Raw genomic sequence first — 19,121 nt, forward strand, 5'->3', positions numbered from 1 at the left:
AAGGCAGTGAAATGAAAAAAACTATATCAAGCTAGACTGAATTCTTATTTGCTACTCCTTTTGGTTCTTGTGTTCCATTTATTTGAGAGCTAGGTTTCATTATTAAACCACCAGCTAAGAATGCAGATACTGTTGCTATAACAACGATTAACCATATGTCCAATTTAGTTGTATGTTCAAGTGTAATATACACTACTAACCCAACAGCAAGACCAGTGCTAGCAGTAGCGATGTATGTTGCTTTTTCTTTCAGTTGTTTATTTGCTTCATTTTTGGTTTCTAATATTTTCTTTTCTTGCTGTAACTGCTGGATTTGAGTATTTATTTTTTGTTTCAGTTCATTCGATACTTCACTTTTTAGTTCATTTTTTATTTTATTTTTTAATTTAGATATTGCCTTTTCTGGGCTTTTTTTAACTTCTAGTTCCAACACGTCCTCAAGCAATTCTGCTAGTTTTATTTTTTCATTGGAGGGCAGATAGTATGGATCATATAGAGCATTAACAAGATCTTGTAAATCAGAAAATTTAAAATCAGGCATAATAAACCTCAATACTAAAAATTTATCGTGTAATACATAAAAAACTAAAATCAAGAAATTTTGTATTATAAACTAAAATGTCAGACATTAAAATTGCTGTATTTGCTCAATTGTGCTAACTTAAAGCTTAAAACTGAAAAATATTTATGTTGGAAGAAAAATACAGCTTTAGAGAAGTTGAAGACAAATACAATGTATTATGGGAAGGAAGTAAAGTTTATAAATGGAGTAGTGAAAAGGGTAACACTTTCACTATAGATACTCCCCCACCAACGATATCAGGAAAGTTGCATATTGGCCATATATTCAGCTATTGCCACACAGACTTTATTGCAAGGTTTCAGCGTATGCTGGGAAAAGATGTATTTTATCCAATTGGGTTTGATGATAATGGCCTTCCGACTGAAAGGTTAGTTGAGCAAACCTATAAAACCCGCGCAAAAGAAGTTGGCAGAGAAAAATTTATAGAGATGTGCCATGAGGTTATTGAAAAATCAAAGCAAGAATTCAAAGAATTGTTTAAATCAGTTGGCATTAGCTATGACTGGGATTTGGAATACCACACGATCAGCAAGGAAGCTGTGGCACTTTCTCAAATGTCATTCATTGATCTATATAATAAAGAGTATGCATACAGAAAAATGCAACCTATTCTTTGGGACCCAGTCGATAAAACTGCAATTGCACAAGCAGAAATAGAGGATAAAGTCTTTGAGTCATTTTTGAACACGATAGTTTTTTCCACTGAAGAAAATGAGCAGATTAAGATTGCAACTACACGGCCTGAGTTGATCCCAGCATGTGTTGCAGTTTTTTGCCATCCAGAAGATGCACGCTACACTCAGCTGATTGGAAAAATAGCCGTGGTGGCAATAACAGGAGCAAAAGTTCCAATAATAGCTGATGATAAAGTTAAAATAGATAAAGGTACTGGGCTTGTTATGTGCTGTACGTTTGGTGATGAGCTCGACATATATTGGCAGCAAAAGCATGGTCTGCCGATGAAAATTATTATCGATCAGGATGGTAGGATAAGTCTAGATTCAGTGTATGGTAATAATAGATCCCAGTGTCAAGGCACTGGGATGACAAAGGGGAGTGACATTCCAGTGCTTGACACTGGAATCCAGCCATTAGAGGAGACACACGCCCCAGCGCGTGACGCTGGAATCTACGATGAAATAAATGGCCTAAAGGTTAAAGAAGCAAGAAAGAGAATTATTGAAATCCTAACTGAAAAGGGCCTTTTGATAGAAAGTACTAACATTTCTCATTCCGTAAAGTGTGCAGAAAGATCTGGTGCATCACTTGAAATATTACCAACTTATCAATGGTTTATCAAGACTTTAGAGCAAAAAGCTCAAGTGTTAGATAAAGTAAAAAAGTGTAGTTGGCATCCAAAGTCTATGCGTAAACGCATGGAGGTATGGATAGAAGGGCTAAATTGGGATTGGTGCATTTCAAGACAGCGTTATTTTGGTGTGCCATTTCCGGTGTGGTATTCAAAACGTAAAGGGGAAGAGGGTAAAATCATTCTAGCTGAAGTAAAGGATTTACCTATCGATCCACTCAAAGATTTGCCGAAAGGGTATAGTAAGGAAGAGGTTAACCCAGACCAAGATGTAATGGATACGTGGGCCACAAGTGCGATCACTACTCAACTAAGTGCACTGGCAGTAAACAGTGAGCTCAATTTACCAAACCATCGGTATGACAAGATATTTCCTGCAGATCTGCGCAGCCAAAGCCATGAGATAATAAGAACTTGGGCTTTTTATACGATTTTGAAGGCACATTATCATGCAGATTCACTGCCGTGGAAAAATATCATGATTAGTGGTTGGTGTTTGGCTGATGATAAAAAAAAGATGAGTAAATCAAAAGGTAATATCATCACTCCTCATGTAATGCTTGAAACCTATGGAGCTGACGTAGTACGCTATTGGGCAGCAAACTCAAGACTTGGAGTTGACACAGTCTACTCTGAAAATATCTTCAAAATTGGCAAACGACTTGTTACGAAACTTTGGAATGCTAGCAAATTTGTTTCCATATTTATGGAAAAATATCAAGCATTGAGCATAAATTCCATCAGTGAGACGATGGATAAGTGGATATTGTCCAAATTATATAAAGTGATAGAAAAAACGACGAACAACCTATTACAGTTTGAATACTGCGAAGCTTTGAGCGCAATAGAAGAATTTTTTTGGAAAGATTTTTGTGATAATTACTTAGAGTTAGTTAAAAAACGTGCATATGGAGATGCATTGGACAGCGAGGCAAACATGAGTGCGAAACAGAGTTTGGCATATGTACTCAATATTATTTTGCGGTTATTTGCACCATTTTTGCCATACATTACAGAGGAAATATATCATCAGTTGTATAGTTATAACTCCGTTCACAATAAAAGTAATTGGCCTAACAAGGAAGAACTTATCTATGATAAGTATTCTGAGGAAATGGGAGATAATTTCGTGCAGATATTAAACCTTGTGAGAAAAATAAAAGCAGATAATAACGTATCAGTTAAGCATCTTATACAAAAGTTGATGATAAAAGCGAGTGTAAAAGAGGATGAGTTAAATTATTCTGCTCAGCATGATTTGCAGTCAGTTTGCAATGCTGAAGTGATAGAATGGGTTGAGAGTACAGAAGCAGAGCTTATAACTGAGAATGGAAAATTTACTGTAAGTTTATTGATTGATGTAACTTAGCATTCGTATTACTATACTAATTATTTAGTTGTGAGGTAATAATGATTGGTAATTCATATGATAATAAAATTGAAGAACAAAAAGATGATTATCATGACTTCATTCAAAGGTTTTTGTTTTTGCTCGGTAAGATAAAAGAAAAGAATAAATCAATTCACACTGCTGTAGCTAGTTTTCACATATTATCTTTTTTAATAAAATACAATGCCAATTTTAATGAAGATGAAGTGTATAAAGCCGTTATCCAAGATTTCAATAATGTAAAGGAGGCGAGACTAGAGCTTCAAGATAAGGCTAAAAAAGTATTGAATGGGTATATTGAAAGTGATGTTGAAACAGTGTCAATATATGGTAGTTGTGCAGAAGTTAAATTGGGAGCTAATAAAAACAAATTCAAAGTCAGTGAGTTTTTGAATAGTAATTTCTGTCAAGATAATGGAATTTCAGGGTTTTCAACTCTGCATAGCAATGGAAAAAATGGAATGCACGGTTTTGTTTCTGAAGAAGGAATAAGGCACTATGTTGTAACTGATGGTGCATACGAAATGACTCTGAATTGGTGTAATGAGGACGGAAAAAAGTGCACTATTATAATTAATATTGATGCTAATGGTATAGAACTTATCGAGCGTAATCGTGTTACTGATGATCAATTGAAAGCAAATAAAGATGTAAAAATAGGTAACTTATTCTTGTATCAAATAAAATTTAGAAATAAGGAGAAAGGCAATCATAAATCATCTGAGATTGTGATAGAAAATGGTAATAGAAATATTAACATTCAAACAACTCAAGAAATTGAGCGTGGCAGCAAAGAAGCTCAAATAGACAGTACTAAAATGCAAGACAAAAGTGCACAAGTTGTAGATGACAGCTTAAACGAAAGAATTAATAAATTGGAAAAAGAAAATACAAGATTAACTGGAAATAATCAAACTATATTAGAACAATTACAGCAAAAAATGAGAGAGGTGGAGGAATTGAATGGAAAGGTAAGGGAAAAAGATGAAGTTTTGGCTGAAGTAACACAAAAACTCAAGCAGCTAAGTGATTCGGTAGAGAGTGAATTTGAAAGGAAAAAAGTAGAGAAGGAAAAGTTAGAGGAGAAGTTAAGGAAAGCGCAAAAAGAGATACAAAAGTTAAGTAAAGAAAAAGCTGAATTAGTGCAAGAAAAGCAAGGCTTAGAAGAATATGCTAAAGTTCTAGTTGATCAAATAGGGCGATCAGATCTTAAAAGTGAAATCCAGAGATTAGAAAGTCAAATTCAACATGAAAAGTACAAAGAGTTACTATTTGAGAAGCATTCTATAAAAGAAGAAATTTCAGATTTGAATGATCAATCTTCATTAGCTCATCAGAATCGTGTGAGCTTAGCACAAGATTTTGCAAAAAACATAATATATTTGTTCAAAGAGAATGTAAAAGAAGGAGATAACGTGATTATATCGCAGGAAAGTGTATTAGAGATTTTGAATAGATTGGAGGAATTAATCAAGAATGTTGGAGTCAGTGATCAAGAAATAAAAGGAGTAATTGAAGAAATATCTGTACAAACTAATGATAGCCTTGCTCCTTCAGATATAAGTAATGGAGATTTATCAGCACTACCAAATAAAGAGCTGGATGAAACTTCATATGCAGAAGATTTTGGATATTCTAGTAGACGTTCTACTCCCGTCTGATGCCACCTTGCATTTTGAGTTTAGTTAGCATATCAACTAAAGTTTATCACTGGTACAATTGTGATAAGTGTTCTCCTCTACAGGTAAGATAATTTTAATCAATATATACAAGACTGCTGAAGTTTTGTATATGGGTGATGAGCAATTTACTTAATAAATATAATACATTTTATTTTATAGCTAGTTCTCTGGCTACTCTCACGTTACTTACATCTTTAGCGCTTATTAATGTACCTAGTTCTTTAATTCTCGCTTTAGCTGTATTATCTGCTTTGGCTCTTATGATTCTGTATAAAATAATTATTGACACTAGTAAAGTGGAGAAGAAATTAGCTAACAAAGAGCTTGAGTTGACTCAAGAAAAGCACAATTTATACGAGGAAGAAAGAAAATTTGGTCAAAAAATAGAAGATGAGAGGAAATCTTTTCTTAAAGAAAAAAAATCTTTGGAGGAGAAATTAGAAGTAAAAATGAACCGTATAATTGGAATAACAGACGAATTAGAAAAAATAACGAAAGAAAGAGATGAGCTTGCTGCACAAGAAAAAGAATTACATTATAAAATCTTGCATTTGTGTAAACAGTTAAAGGAAAAAGAAGCTAATCTAACTGAGAGGGAAAAACACATAATGGAATTGAAAAGAAAAATAGACAATGATAAATATGAAGAATTGCATAAGGAAATAGAAAAATTATCCAAAGAAAAAGAGGAATTATCTAAGGAAATAGATAAATTACGTAAAGAGAAACATATGCTATATACACAAAAAGAAGAATTATATAAAAGGCAAGAAGAACTTTGTGTAGAATTAGGTGAATTACAATGTAAATTTAAAGAAATTAATCAAAAAAATAAAAACTTATCTCAAGAGTTAAAAAGGAAATTTGAAGAGCTAGATAAAGCAGATGGTTTAATTAAAAATCAGTCTTTTGAGTTAGACAGAATAAGACAAGATTGTAATAACGAAGTGAAAAATTTAAGAAATTCACTTTTAGAGCGAGACAGTCAAATAAAACAACTTCAATATGTGATAGATAAGATAGAAGAATCGATAAGAGAAAATGAAACAATTAAAGATTATAGCAAAAAAATAATATTAGGGGAGACTCAGAAAATAAAATTTATATTAGGGGAACTTGCACAATTCACTCCAGTTAACGGTTCCAAAACATCGGAGGAAACGTCTGATTCTTTACAGGAAGATCTTGGATATGCCAGTCGTTCACCCACTCCGACCAGATTATCGGGTTCAGTGTCTGTACAAAGCATTGCAAGTGGACCAATCCCTGAATATGGATTGTAAAATGCAATAATTACTCTTATTATAAAAAAAATTATACAAGATAATGAACCCAATAATATGCGCACTGGATACACAAGATTTGAATAAAGCTATATCTTTAGCTAATGCTCTGCGTGATAAGGTTTGCATGGTAAAGCTTGGGTTAGAATTTTTTGCTGCACATGGCCCTTCTGGAGTGAGAGAAGTTGCAAAATGCAATATACCAATTTTTTTAGATCTGAAATTGCATGATATTCCAAACACTGTCGCTAGAACGATTGAAGCAATCAAGATTCTAGATGTTGAAATGCTAACATTGCATATCAGCGGTGGAACAAAAATGCTTCAAGAAGCGCTAAGTATAGTGCAAGGCACTAAAATAAAGCTAATTGGAGTAACAGTATTAACTAGCATGAGCAATGAAGATCTGAGTGAACTCGGAGTGGCAAGGGAAGCAAAATCACAGGTAATTTTGCTGGCAAAGCTTGCAAAAAAGATTGGTCTACATGGAGTAATTTGCTCTGCACTAGAAGCTCAAGAAGTGCGCCAAGAATGTGGTAAAGACTTTAAAATTATTACTCCAGGAATCCGTATGAATCGAGGTCATGATGATCAAAAAAGGACAGCAACACCAAAAGAAGCAATAAATTCAGGAGCTGATTATATCGTAATTGGCAGACCCATTACAGAGAGTAGCAATCCCGCAAGTAGTGCAGAGTTAATATTGAAATCCCTTACTGATTGAAGCAGGGCAGATAAGGTAGCATAGAGTAAAAGCAACAAACGGTATGTATCCGTTCAGCAGGGTGGCAAAACAAGGTAGACGAGAAAAGATAACTAAATGGGTGTCATCCCAGTGCTTGACCATTTTCTTTTTTTTCTGGATTCCAGCGTCACGCGCTGGAATGACAGGGCTGTGAGTGTCATCGAAGTAGCCGATACAGGCCTTTTTCTTCTGTCATCCCAGTGCCCTGACACTGGGATCCAGTTAAATTTACAGGTATAAAAGTAATCAACGTTTCTGGTGATGATAGAAAAATGGATCCCAGCACAGGATACCATTTATTGTTTTGGCAAATTTGTACGGCTACGTACTTTATTTGCACATTCTCCTGAATAGATACTCAGTGAAAAAAAGTGCTTGACACAAAAAAAATGGATGCTGTATAGTACTGACAATTAAGTATAATACTTAGCGTGGTGTAATACTACACTGCTTTTTTTTACTTCAACAAGTAATCATTATCATTTTTCTCCCGTTACCAAGCAGCTTACGTTCATTTGTATCTACCATGAAGCCAATGCTAGAATCCAGAAAAAAGACCGGTGAATGGCAGGTACGAGCATTATACGTATACAGTTGTATGAACGTTGTTTACCATGAGGGCGCCTCCCAGCACTGGGATCCATATTGTAAACAAGCGTTTGAGTTATACTAAGCTGCCATTCACCTGTCTTTTTTCTGAATGCAGTTTGCATGACAACGCTGAGATTACTGATAAAGATTACCTTCAAATTACAATAACTATTCTAATTTTATTTTTAAAGGAGGCTATTATGTCACTTACTGATATCGCTCACCGTGTTAATGAACTTGCTTCATCATGGGAGCAATTTAAACTAATAAATGATCGTAAACTAAAAGAAATCGAAAGCAAAGGGCCTGAGCAGCTATGCAAAATAAATAGTAATATTGATAATTGCAAAGAGTGCTTAGATTTTATTGAAACCTCAGCTCAACGCCCAGAGATTAGCACAGATTTTAGTACAGGTGATAAATATTTTTCTGATTATATTCGCAAAGGAATGGAAAACAGATTATCACACAAAACCCTAAGTGGAGATGACAATGATATTGGAGGGTATTTAGTTACTCCTCATATTGTAAAACGCATAAACAAGCGTATAACTGATTCATCTCCAATGCGGCAAATATGTTCTAGTCAAAGAATCTCTACTGAAACATTGGATTATATTATAGAAGATTGTGACCGTGCTGGTGCAGGTTGGAGTGGTGAAGTGGTAGACGACGAAGATGGTGGCTATAAATCCAAGTATGATTTTGCACAAGACACAAGTACACCTAAAATTCAAAAGATTTCCATCACAACTTATGAGCTCTATGCTCAGCCGCAAATATCACAAAAATTGCTCGATGATGCATTTGTCAATGTTGAAAATTGGCTTGTAGAAAAGGTTGCCGAAACTTTCAGTAAGAAGGAGAATGAAGCCTTTATTAAAGGTGATGGCACTTTTCAGCCTAAAGGAATTTTAACTTACGAAAATGGAAATGGTCATAATAAGATAGAGCAAATTAAAGCTGATAAGCTAGACAGCGACGCCATAATGATATTGTACTACTCTCTAAATGAACATTACTCTAAAAATGCATCATTTTTAATGAACAGGAGTACGTTAAAGGACGTGAGGCTACTAAAATCTGAAACAGGTCAGTATCTCTGGCAGCCGAGTTTATCGCTTGAAACACCAGATACTTTAATGGGAATACCAGTATATCAATCTGCTGATATGCCACCTACAATAATTGCAGTAGCAGATTTCAAACAAGCTTATAAGATCGTAGATAACAGAGGAATGAGAATACTTAGAGACCCTTATACAAACAAACCTTATGTTAGATTTTTTGTCACTAAGCGTGTCGGTGGGGAGGTTGTCAACACCAGTGCTATTAAATTGTTGAAAATTGCGAGCAAGTACTAAAATTTTTATGAAATAATTGACATATTATACTTTTTATATAATAATTAAATTATTATTAATTTAAGGAGTAAAATATGTTAAAAAAAATAAAAGACTTTTTTCAGTCGATTGCAGGAAGAATTGCATCAATCTGGAACAGCATTAAGAATTGGTGTTCTGGTAATAAGGTAAACCAAGTAATTGATCCTAATAAAAAGATAATGTTAAATGTTAAAAAATTGGACAACGGTAAAGTAGTATTGGCTATACCGCAAGGTATTGACTTAACACTTCCAAACAATAAAGATGGATATGGTAATGTAATTAATAATGAGTTTCGTTTAGATTTTAATGATGAATCATTGTATATCACAGGTCGTTACGACTCGAAAACGATGATGGAAGATGGTAATATATGTCTATCTATTAATTCAGTTGGTACCCTAGATAGCAACGAAGTTTATGGTGATAATAAACCAGAAGAAATGGAAAAGCTTTTATTAGACTCAGCTAATACCAATAAAATAAGAAGACAAGTCGGTCAATCGCTTAGTAACACACCAAATTCAGAAACTACTAATACAGAAGCGGAACAACACATTGCTGGTACTGGTCGATCTGTTAAGATATAGTTACTATCCTTCACAAAAGAGCACCTAAAGAGGTGCTCTTTTTTCTTTATAAGTTTTCTCCATAGGAGAAAATTGACAAATTAAATTTTATATATAATAATTAAATTATTAATTTAAGTAGTAAAGTATGTGGGAAAGTATAAAAAACTTTTTTCAGTCGATTGCTTATCGTACAGGAATTTCATGGATTGCAAGAAAAATTTCATCAGGTTGGAATTGGTTATTTAGCAGTAAAGCAAATACTGCTCAAGAAAATATATCACCAAAGAGACCTTCAGATGAGAATGTAAATAAAAGTCCAACTGTTAGCACCCCTATGCAAAATGAGACTGAAGAATCTGTATCTAAAACAGATATAAACGTCGAGCCAGCAGAAAATTTTCCAGAAAGATTAAATGATGAACCTAAAACGGTAGGTGAGATTGAATTTCATGATAACCAATTCTTTCTTTTATTAAATAAACCTTTAGCAGAAGGAGAGTATAAAAATCTCAATAATACAGTGAATTCATTGACTAAACTACTTGTATATGTAAAGTGCGGTAAAAATGAATATAAAATCGTTGGTTATGGTAATAATTACTTTAATAACATCACAAGTGTACGTATAGAATCAATAACAAAAAAGAATGAAGATGGTAGGTATTTAAGTTGTAATGCAATTTATAGTAGAAAAGATAACACCTACCGTATAAAAGAAATGTTAGGATTGAAAGATGATGTAACAGAGATTAAAGTAGATAGTATATCTAATCAGCCGTTTAAAGGTACAGCGTTGGAGAAGCATAATCTCAATCCTATTACGGCACAACAAGATGAAAAAGGTACAAAACCAAGTCCAACAATTGAAGTGCCAGAAGCACAAATACATTATATCTCTAATCTGAGCAAAGCAGGAAACGGTTATTAGTCTTCAAAAAAGAGCATCTTCTTTGGTGCTCTTTTTTTCTTTATAAGTTTTCTCCATAAGGAAAATTGACTAATTACAATTTGTATCTTCCTCGTATCAATTTTCAATAGATTCATCGATGTATAGCTATAGTTTTATCAGTGTAAGGCTAAATATGCTAAGCTTATAAAGATGACAAAGCTTCAAAAAAAGCCTAACATAGTGGAAAAAGCTTTATGAAAATCAGAGTTGGAGTAATAGGCTGCTTAGGCAGAATGGGTAAGAAAATACTCAATGAATTAATTACGAATACCAAAGTGGAAGTAGCAGGTGCTGTTGCTCGCTTGGGCAGTGAGTATATAGGCTTAGATATTGGGTCTATTGCAGGCCATGGCTCCGATTTAGGAATCAAAGTTACAAGTTCTATTAGTGAGGTATTTGAATCGTCCGATGTTGTAATAGATTTTACAACTAAAGAATGTATGCTAGACTGCCTTAAGGCAGCTGTAAAATTTAAAAAGCCGCTAGTTAGTGGCACAACTGGAATAGAAGGTCTAAATTTAAAAGACTATGCTGCTAAAGTTCCAATATTATGGTCAGCAAATATGAGTATAGGAGTTAATGTGTTGCTGAAATTGGTAAAAGAAGCTGCCAAGCTTTTAGGTAATGAGTATGACGTTGAAATTTTGGAAATGCATCACAATTTAAAAAAGGATTCACCATCTGGAACAGCTATAGAGTTTGGTAAAGCAGTTGCTAACGCTGCAAAAGTGGATTTTGAGCTCAATCAATATTTACATAATAATTCAAATATAAGAGGGAAAGGAGGAATAGGCTTTGCAGTATCTCGTGGAGGTGGAGTAATAGGAGATCACAGTGTCATGTTTGTCAATTCCGATGAACGAGTAGAATTAAATCACAAAGCAATTGATCGTACAACGTTTGCTAGAGGGGCGGTTCAGGCAGCAATATGGTTGTGCGAGAATAAAACTCCAGGACTTTATTCAATGCAGGATTTAGTATGAACGATAAATACGCTTTCGTTAAAAATTTAAATCTTTGGTATGGCTCTAAACAAGTTTTATTCGATATAAATTTGAATATTTGCAAAAAGAAAGTCACAACTTTTATCGGACCTTCTGGGTGCGGTAAATCGACATTTTTGCGTTGTTTTAATCGTATGAATGATTACGTACCTGGATGTAGAGCGACTGGTGAACTGGTAATCGATGGGCTGGGTAATATATATTCACGTGATATGGATGTTGTATTGCTCAGAGCAAAAGTTGGTATGGTATTTCAAAAACCCAATCCTTTTCCAAAGTCAATATATGATAATGTTGCTTATGGGCCTAAATTGCATGGCATGGTGAAAAATAAGCAAAAATTGAATGAAATAGTAGAAAGTAGTTTAACTAAGGTTGGTTTATGGGAAGAGTTAAAAGATAGATTGCAAGATAGTGCACTAAATTTATCTGGTGGCCAGCAACAAAGATTATGCATTGCTCGTGCAATTGCAGTAAAGCCAACTATTTTATTAATGGATGAACCATGCTCTGCTCTTGATCCAATGGCAACCAATGCAATCGAAAATCTTATACAAGAATTGAAATTGAGGTTCACCATAATTATGGTAACTCATTCGATGAAGCAGGCTAAAAAATTATCTGACAGCGTAATTTTCTTTTGCAATGGCAAGATTGTTGAATTCGGAAGTACTCAAGAAATATTTGAAAATGCTCAATCTCCCTTAACGAAGGAGTATATTCTGGATCATTAGCTTAATAGTTGATATTTTAATTTTTTTTTCTATGTATAATTTTATCAAGTTTGTTGTGATAGGGGGTTAAAATGTTTAGTACAAGTGAAGCAACAAGAAAGTTGTTTAAAGCTATTGAATTGCAAAGTGCTAGTGGTGAAAGAATAACACCTGAGGAAGCTTGGAATCATTTTCAACAAGCATTGAAAGAAGGAGCGAATGGTGTGCCGTAGAGATACAAAGAATGTTCAAGTAAGAGCAAACTAAGTGCAAAAGCTGCACAGTAGATGAGGGTAGGTCCCTCGGAGCCGGTTTACAAGAGCAGGCTTCAAACAACCATAAGCTGCTTTGGTAAGGTAGTGAGCGTTATGGAAAAGGCATAATTATATGTCATGTAAGGAATAGAGAGATGAACGAAAGTGAACCACTGATGAAGTGTCGAAACCTTTTAAATGACGTCAAAACCAGGGGGTCGTTTGTAACCTGGGATAAATCTATCGGGAGCTTGTTTACTGGATAGATGGCGTCCGGCATAAAGGTGGCATGAATCCATTTCAGGCTATTGTGTGGAACTACGGGAACCTGTCGTTTCGATGATAAGGGAGAAATCCAAGGAGCTAAACTCTAAGGATGAGAGTACCGATGCGAAAAACAGGGGCGGATCAGCTCGTAGTAGTGAAGAAGTTTCTGTAATGGAAATCGAGAGAAGGGGCTGAGTTATTTAGTTTTAATGATTTATCAACCGAAAGGGAGGAGTTAATGAGTAAAACAAAGTCTTTTGATATATCAAAGCAACTTATTTGGAGAGCTTATAAACAAGTATCGAAAAATAAAGGTGCTGCTGGTGTGGATGAGGTTTCGATAACAAAGGTTGAAGAAAATCTAAAAGATAATCTGTACAAACTATGGAATAGGATGTCATCCGGAAGTTATTTTCCAGAGCCGGTAAAAGCTGTTGTGATACCAAAAGATACAGGAGGGCAAAGAATTTTATGTGTTCCTTCAGTATTCGACAGGATAGGGCAAACGGCTGCTGCTATGTATCTAGAGCCGCTGGTAGAACCAAAATTTCATGAGGATTCATATGGTTATAGACCAAATAAGTCTGCACTGGATGCGGTAGATACAGCTCGTAAAAGATGCTGGAGGTACGATTGGACGATAGATCTTGATATATCTGGATTTTTCGACAATTTGGACCACGGCTTGGCATTGCAAGCTATCAAAAAGCACACAGACTGCAAATGGGTCATACTGTATGTTGAGAGGTGGATGAAAGCCCCCATTCAGCAAGCAGATGGCAGTAAGGTAGTTAGGGATAAAGGAGTTCCGCAAGGAGGTTCAATTAGCCCAATCATCTCTAATATATTCATGCATCATGTGTTTGATATATGGATGAAAAAGAACTACCCGACGGTACCATTTGAGAGGTATGTGGATGATGCGATAGTACACTGCAGAACAGAGAAACAGGCAGAGTTTGTGAAAGTAATGATCGAAGAAAGATTGGCTGAGTATAAGTTGAAATTACATCCTGAAAAGACACAGATAGTGTACTGTAAGGATGACAATAGGAGTGGTGGATTTCCTAAACAAAGTTTTGATTTTCTGGGTTACACATTCAGACCCAGGTTAGCAAGAAATAAAATAGGGAAATATTTTGTCTCATTTCTCCCAGCAATTAGCAACAAGGCCAAGAAAAAGATTACTACAACCATAAGGTCATGGAAAATGCTACGAAATACGCATATAACATTAGAGGAGATGTCAGGAAAAGTAAATCCAATAGTCAGAGGCTGGTATCAGTACTATGGCAAATTTTACAGAACTGAAGTATACAAATCTCTAAAGAATATAGAGCGGCATCTAGAAAAGTGGGTGAAAAGGAAATATAAGAGACTCAGGAGTCACGGAAGACTAGCAAGACAATTTCTAGGAAAGGTGAGAAAGAGGTCTCCGGATATTTTCTATCACTGGACACTAGGGTTAGGCCAAAAGGCTGAATAATGGAAGCTGTATAAATCAAGAGGTTTACGTACAGTTTTGCGAGAGACTGGTGGGGAAGTTCCACTGGTCTACTCTCCTTTTCAAGCTGAATTGAAACGTTTACATGATCTCTCTTTTTCATTGGCTACTATACACAAAGTTTTCAAAAAATATGATGTAAGTCTTTTACGTATTAAACGTCATTACCGCAAACAAATAAAGCGTTACAACTGTAAAGTACCAGGAGAGCGTATACAGATGGATGTATGCAAAATAGCTTCTGGACTTTATCAGTATACCACTATAGATGATTGTACACGTTATAAAGTTGTTACATTGTACCCAAGACGTACTGCAGAAAACACTCTAGATTTTCTTGAACAACTAAGAGAAAAAATGCCATTTCATTGTCAAAGAATTCAAACCGATAGAGGACAGGAATTTTTTGCTTATGGGGTGCAAGAATATTTGAGAAAATGGAAAATCAAATTTCGTCCTATCAAGCCATTTTCCCCGCATTTAAACGGTAAAGTGGAAAGAGCGCAGCGTACAGATTTAGATGAATTTTACAGTAGTGTTAACATCAAGGATCCTGACCTACAAATTAAACTCAGAGATTGGGAAAACCATTATAATAGACAACGTCCTCATAGCTCTCTTCAAGGGAAAACTCCATGGGAAAAATATAAAGAGCTAGAAAGTACAATTCCTTGTTAAAGTGAAGTGCAAAAAAATTACATTCCGTCAAAGGAGCCTTTTGTCATGCAAAATTACAAGCATGATGGGAGTGTTAAACAAACTGTGTCAAACCACATTTTAATTCAACTCAATTTTCAATCTATCAGGAAAGAAAATGTCGAGCTGGGACATAGTTAATGCCCAATCACGTACAGGCATCGTCCACTTTTCTTCCACCTTTTTTATAGCACAATATACCAGCTTGTACAAAGCATTTATACTGGTAAATGAGCCCTTGGTCTTGGTGAATTTCCTAATTTGTCTATGCAACCCCTCAATTGGATTAGTGGTGTAAATTACTCTCCTCATTGGATCAGAATACTTGAAATAACTAGACAAATTTTCCCAGTTACTCTGCCACGATTTTATAACCATAGGGTACTTTGTACCCCATTTTTCATCCAGTTCTAGTAGATAATTCTCAGCAATTTCCTTGCTTGGTGCTTGATATACCCTCTTCAAATCACTTAAAAAGCTCTTTGTATCTTTGCTAGCCACATACTTCAATGAATTGCGTATCTGATGCACTATACATAGTTGTACTTCTATATTAGGAAAGACGCTGTTTATAGCTGTAGGAAAACTTTTTAACACAGGCTATTAGAATATCTTCTACACCTCTTTCCTTGAGGTCGTTTAGCACACCTAACCAGAAGTTCGCTTTCAGCCAAATAGAAGCCTAATACCTCTTTTCTGCCATTCTAATCTATGCCCAATATATTATACATGCACTTGCTTACACATCGTCCGTCCTCTTTTACTTTAAAGAACATTCCATCCATAAAAATTATCGGATAAACTGCCTGTAAAGGACGACTGCGCCATTCGTTAATCACTGGCAATAATTTATCAGTAATACTGGATATTTCAGCAACCGATACCTTATTGTCATAAATTTCTTCGACGTGTGACATTATGTCTCTATATCCCATACCGCTGGCAAACATGCTCAAGATCTTTGTTTCAAGTTCAGAATGCAGGTTTGTTTGTCTTTTTTTGACTATTTGTGGCTCAAAACTTCCTTCTCTATCTCTTGGTGTTAGCAGCTCGAATGATCCGGAACTTGTTCGTAAAGTCTTTGAGTTTTTGCCGTTTCTGCGATTGTTTTCTTCGTTCCTATTATTTGATAGATGGCTCTCCATTTCACCTTCTAAACTTGCCTCTAGCAGCTTCTTTATCAATGGTGTTAGCGCTCCATCTCTTCCGGTAAGTGGCCTACCTTCTCGTATAGATGACAGGATATTTGACTCTAACTCTTGATAATTTACTAACCCAACATAGTTATTTGCTATTTTTTCACTCATGTGTAAAACCTCCGTTTTTATATTAACTAAAATACATCATTTCTTGGTTTGACACAGTTTGTTTAACACTCCCCAAACTTCCTGATATTTCTCCTTACCTTGAGTTATATAATCTTCCCTTGATTCACTGCAACTTCAGGATTGCTACCTTTAAGTAAATTTGAAGGACTATTACAACAGTATATGACTGCAGCAGCAATTAGACAACAAACTCCAAGTGCTATTCCTACCGCTAACATTCCTGAGTAAACTGCAACAGCTATCCCTGAAATAATTCCAGCTACTACAAGTGCAGAAGTAGCTACAATATACATTTTTTTATTTTGAGAAATCACATTATTTTCTTTCGGTTTACTTTTGCTATTGTCCTTATTACTAATATCTTGCTTATGAGTAGGGGTTTGTTTTTCCTTCTTAGTATCAGCTAATATCATAGTAATATTGCTTTTATTATCTTCACTTTCTGATTGTATACCTTGTTTATTATCACTTGCTGACACCTTTAATAGGAGTTGCTCTTCAGAAGAATAAGAAAAAGAGTTACTACCAATAGTTCCAAAGTTGCTTTGATTTTCTGGTATAGTTACTGAACATTCCGCTTGTTCATACTCATTATCAGAAGAAATAGCATGTTCTTGTGTTAATGTTTGTAGTTGATCGCTTATTGTGGAAGTACTTTTATTTTCTGGGTTATTAAGCTGTACACTCTTGGCTTGAACATTATCATATATTGTTGAGTTTTCAGTATTACCTACTGCTCCATTTTTTAGTAAAATTTCCTCTATTTCTGTATGGCTGCAATTGCTACTACTGCTACTACATAAATCATCCGATGTGTGTCTAGAAATAGAAAGCCAGTCTAAAGGAGTTTTTCCACTTTTACTTACTACATTAACATTTGCTTTGTTTTCTACTAGCATTGCCACTACTTCTTTATGGTCATTTACAATAGCAAGACATAAAGGAGTCATTCCTACATTATCCTTTTCATCAAATTTTGCTCCTGCATTTAGTAAGGATTTTAATATTTCTACGTAGCCTTTGCTAGCGGCATAATGTAAAGGAGTTCTACCATATTTATTCCTTGGATTAATATCTTCCTCTATCTCTATTAGAGCCTTTACTCCCTCTTTATCGCCAATCTCAGCAGCATGGTGTAAAGAAGTACTATCTGCATTAACCTCTACCACGGGTGTTATTTCGCCTACAAGTTGAATGTTATCATCCCTAATACTTACTAAACTTTTCGGCTGTAATACTTGTATGAAATCCTCTTGTATTACATGTCCAGTTAATTGAGTAGTAGCTTGTTCATTCTTATCACTTTCTTGTTTTAAAGCTGCCGTTTTAACAGTAGAAAAACTAATAATAGTATCGACAGTTCTACTGTTGGATTCATGACTTGTAAACAAGTCCATACTTACTTTATTCATACTATCTTTAGTTTCAATTTCCTCTGCCTGAAACTTAAACAGCTCTTGATCTGCATCATCTAGAAGCTCTTCATCTGTACTAATAGTTGCGTAACTGTTACTATTATCTTCTGCATTAGAAGGCGCTTGACCTTCTCGTGCAAAACGTTGCATTACTCCCACTTCTGATAATTCTTTAATGATAAGGTCACATTCATTCCTACTTGGTATATTTCTATCGTAATTCTGTAAAAATTTTTTAATATTTTGGCTAAAGTACTTATTTATCTCTGCTAAAATTTTTTGCTATTCAAGGGTAATTTCTTCAGGCTCATCAATATCTACGATGCTTACGGCAAAATCTTTTAAGGCTTCTTTTAATTCAGGATGAAGTTCTACATATTCAATTAGTTTATTAGCTAAATCTTCTATAAATGGTTTAATGTTCTCTTCTGTAATAACATTTTTCTGTGCTTCTAGCTTTTGTTCTTCTTGTAAATAGTCATCATATTGTGCCAAGATTTCGGTACTAATTTCGTTTATACTATTAATAATTTGGCTCCATGTCCCTTGGATACAAGCACTACTACCTTCACCATATGTCGTTGCTGCTATATATATTTGTTTTAGAAGAACAAACTCTTTTTGCTCTCTCCAGACCTTTTCTATATCTAAGCCACTGATTTCTTTAAAGAGCTTATTTATTTTTTCACTATCATCTATACTATTTAACAATACATATAATTCTTTTTTCTCAAATTGTTCTTTATTCAAGATGTCACTATTTCCAAGTTCTTTTCTTATTACAGGTAATTTTTCTCTTACTAGTTCTGGGTTTTGTTCCATAAGAGTAACTAGCAATTGTTTTTTTTCTTCCAGCGGAACGCAAAAATTATCAATCAGTAGTTTTATATAACCTATAGATTCAGGTATAGTAATCGTTTCATTATTTCCATACTTTATCCTTGATGTAGGATATCCTTCGTCATATTCACCAAGTTCATTTTTTCTTAAGAATTTAGTTTCTAATGCATCTTTAGCTGCGTCGATTACAGTTTTTATAAACTCTTTATCGTTTGGTACAGGATTATTACCTAATGTTTTTTTCATCACACTTTTTTTGTCATCATCATTCAAATCAAGAAGTCTTAATCTTATTGTATCATTCTGATATTCTTTATTAAATAGTTTTATACTTTCTACGTAAGAAGATACTGCTTGCTTTAACTCTTCTTTATTGGCTTTTGTGATACTTCCTTATCTTGGCGTTATCTTTGTTATGTTGAGTACTGTTACTATAAATATGCATTACAGTACTATCTATAGCAATTTCAATATTCTCTATGTCATTTTTATCTGTTCTGTGGTCACATAATTTCAAATTAAGTTTGACGAGAAGCTTGTGAATACTTGGAGATTCTTCACTATACTTTGTAAATATCCTTTTATAAATCCAACTGCTTGCCTTAAGCATA

The 19,121-nt window shown here is 34.6% G+C and carries 18 protein-coding genes and 1 pseudogene; 14 read left to right on the top strand and 5 right to left on the bottom strand.

The window, feature by feature from the left end; translation table 11 throughout:
* Positions 1 to 31 precede the first annotated feature (31 nt).
* Complete coding sequence (locus tag AAGD63_RS02515) at positions 32 to 541, bottom strand: hypothetical protein (protein ID WP_341813706.1); 510 nt, start codon at positions 539 to 541, stop codon at positions 32 to 34.
* Positions 542 to 687: 146 nt separating this feature from the next.
* Here AAGD63_RS02515 and AAGD63_RS02520 point away from each other — a divergent pair, with 146 nt between their 5' ends.
* The 14 genes from AAGD63_RS02520 (at position 688) to AAGD63_RS02585 (ending at position 14,909) form a co-directional block, all read left to right on the top strand.
* Entirely contained in the window at positions 688 to 3,261 is a 2,574-nt protein-coding gene (locus tag AAGD63_RS02520) for a valine--tRNA ligase (protein WP_341813707.1), read from the top strand.
* A 41-nt stretch (positions 3,262 to 3,302) separates the two neighbouring features.
* Entirely contained in the window at positions 3,303 to 4,943 is a 1,641-nt protein-coding gene (locus tag AAGD63_RS02525; RefSeq protein WP_341813708.1) for a hypothetical protein, read from the top strand.
* Positions 4,944 to 5,080: 137 nt separating this feature from the next.
* Positions 5,081 to 6,247, top strand: coding sequence for a hypothetical protein (locus tag AAGD63_RS02530; protein ID WP_341813709.1), 1,167 nt, complete (start codon positions 5,081 to 5,083; stop codon positions 6,245 to 6,247).
* Between the two features lie 43 nt (positions 6,248 to 6,290).
* Entirely contained in the window at positions 6,291 to 6,971 is a 681-nt protein-coding gene (gene pyrF / locus AAGD63_RS02535; protein ID WP_341813710.1) for an orotidine-5'-phosphate decarboxylase, read from the top strand.
* Between the two features lie 43 nt (positions 6,972 to 7,014).
* Positions 7,015 to 7,146: a hypothetical protein gene (locus tag AAGD63_RS02540; protein WP_341813711.1), complete on the top strand. Its 132-nt coding sequence runs from the start codon at positions 7,015 to 7,017 to the stop codon at positions 7,144 to 7,146.
* A gap of 637 nt (positions 7,147 to 7,783) precedes the next feature.
* A complete protein-coding gene (locus tag AAGD63_RS02545; RefSeq protein WP_341813712.1) occupies positions 7,784 to 8,947 on the top strand; it encodes a phage major capsid protein in 1,164 nt (387 codons plus the stop codon).
* Positions 8,948 to 9,021: 74 nt separating this feature from the next.
* Positions 9,022 to 9,558, top strand: coding sequence for a hypothetical protein (locus AAGD63_RS02550; protein ID WP_341813713.1), 537 nt, complete (start codon positions 9,022 to 9,024; stop codon positions 9,556 to 9,558).
* A gap of 127 nt (positions 9,559 to 9,685) precedes the next feature.
* Complete coding sequence (locus AAGD63_RS02555) at positions 9,686 to 10,468, top strand: hypothetical protein (RefSeq protein WP_341813714.1); 783 nt, start codon at positions 9,686 to 9,688, stop codon at positions 10,466 to 10,468.
* A gap of 215 nt (positions 10,469 to 10,683) precedes the next feature.
* Positions 10,684 to 11,472: a 4-hydroxy-tetrahydrodipicolinate reductase gene (gene dapB, locus AAGD63_RS02560; protein WP_341813715.1), complete on the top strand. Its 789-nt coding sequence runs from the start codon at positions 10,684 to 10,686 to the stop codon at positions 11,470 to 11,472.
* A complete protein-coding gene (gene pstB, locus AAGD63_RS02565; protein ID WP_341813716.1) occupies positions 11,469 to 12,227 on the top strand; it encodes a phosphate ABC transporter ATP-binding protein PstB in 759 nt (252 codons plus the stop codon). The genes dapB and pstB overlap by 4 nt, the downstream gene beginning before the upstream one ends.
* A gap of 71 nt (positions 12,228 to 12,298) precedes the next feature.
* On the top strand, positions 12,299 to 12,439 hold the full coding sequence (locus AAGD63_RS02570; protein ID WP_341813717.1) for a hypothetical protein: 141 nt from the start codon (positions 12,299 to 12,301) through the stop codon (positions 12,437 to 12,439).
* A 333-nt stretch (positions 12,440 to 12,772) separates the two neighbouring features.
* Positions 12,773 to 12,922 (top strand): hypothetical protein, encoded by a 150-nt coding sequence (locus tag AAGD63_RS02575; RefSeq protein WP_265024380.1) that lies wholly within the window; start codon positions 12,773 to 12,775, stop codon positions 12,920 to 12,922.
* 43 nt (positions 12,923 to 12,965) lie between these two features.
* A complete protein-coding gene (ltrA, locus tag AAGD63_RS02580; protein ID WP_341813156.1) occupies positions 12,966 to 14,213 on the top strand; it encodes a group II intron reverse transcriptase/maturase in 1,248 nt (415 codons plus the stop codon).
* Between the two features lie 36 nt (positions 14,214 to 14,249).
* Positions 14,250 to 14,909, top strand: coding sequence for an integrase core domain-containing protein (locus tag AAGD63_RS02585; protein ID WP_341813718.1), 660 nt, complete (start codon positions 14,250 to 14,252; stop codon positions 14,907 to 14,909).
* A 99-nt stretch (positions 14,910 to 15,008) separates the two neighbouring features.
* Here the strand turns inward: AAGD63_RS02585 and AAGD63_RS02590 are convergent.
* From AAGD63_RS02590 to AAGD63_RS02605, 4 genes and pseudogenes are all read right to left on the bottom strand, one after another.
* A pseudogene (locus tag AAGD63_RS02590) lies at positions 15,009 to 16,234 on the bottom strand (IS256 family transposase).
* Between the two features lie 104 nt (positions 16,235 to 16,338).
* Entirely contained in the window at positions 16,339 to 17,820 is a 1,482-nt protein-coding gene (locus tag AAGD63_RS02595) for an ankyrin repeat domain-containing protein (RefSeq protein ID WP_341813719.1), read from the bottom strand.
* A gap of 132 nt (positions 17,821 to 17,952) precedes the next feature.
* On the bottom strand, positions 17,953 to 18,783 hold the full coding sequence (locus tag AAGD63_RS02600; RefSeq protein ID WP_341813720.1) for a hypothetical protein: 831 nt from the start codon (positions 18,781 to 18,783) through the stop codon (positions 17,953 to 17,955).
* A gap of 97 nt (positions 18,784 to 18,880) precedes the next feature.
* Positions 18,881 to 19,120: a hypothetical protein gene (locus AAGD63_RS02605; RefSeq protein ID WP_341813721.1), complete on the bottom strand. Its 240-nt coding sequence runs from the start codon at positions 19,118 to 19,120 to the stop codon at positions 18,881 to 18,883.
* Position 19,121: the final 1 nt, after the last annotated feature.

Origin of the sequence: Wolbachia endosymbiont (group B) of Germaria angustata, assembly GCF_964026725.1 — a bacterium.
Taxonomy (GTDB): domain Bacteria; phylum Pseudomonadota; class Alphaproteobacteria; order Rickettsiales; family Anaplasmataceae; genus Wolbachia; species Wolbachia pipientis_C.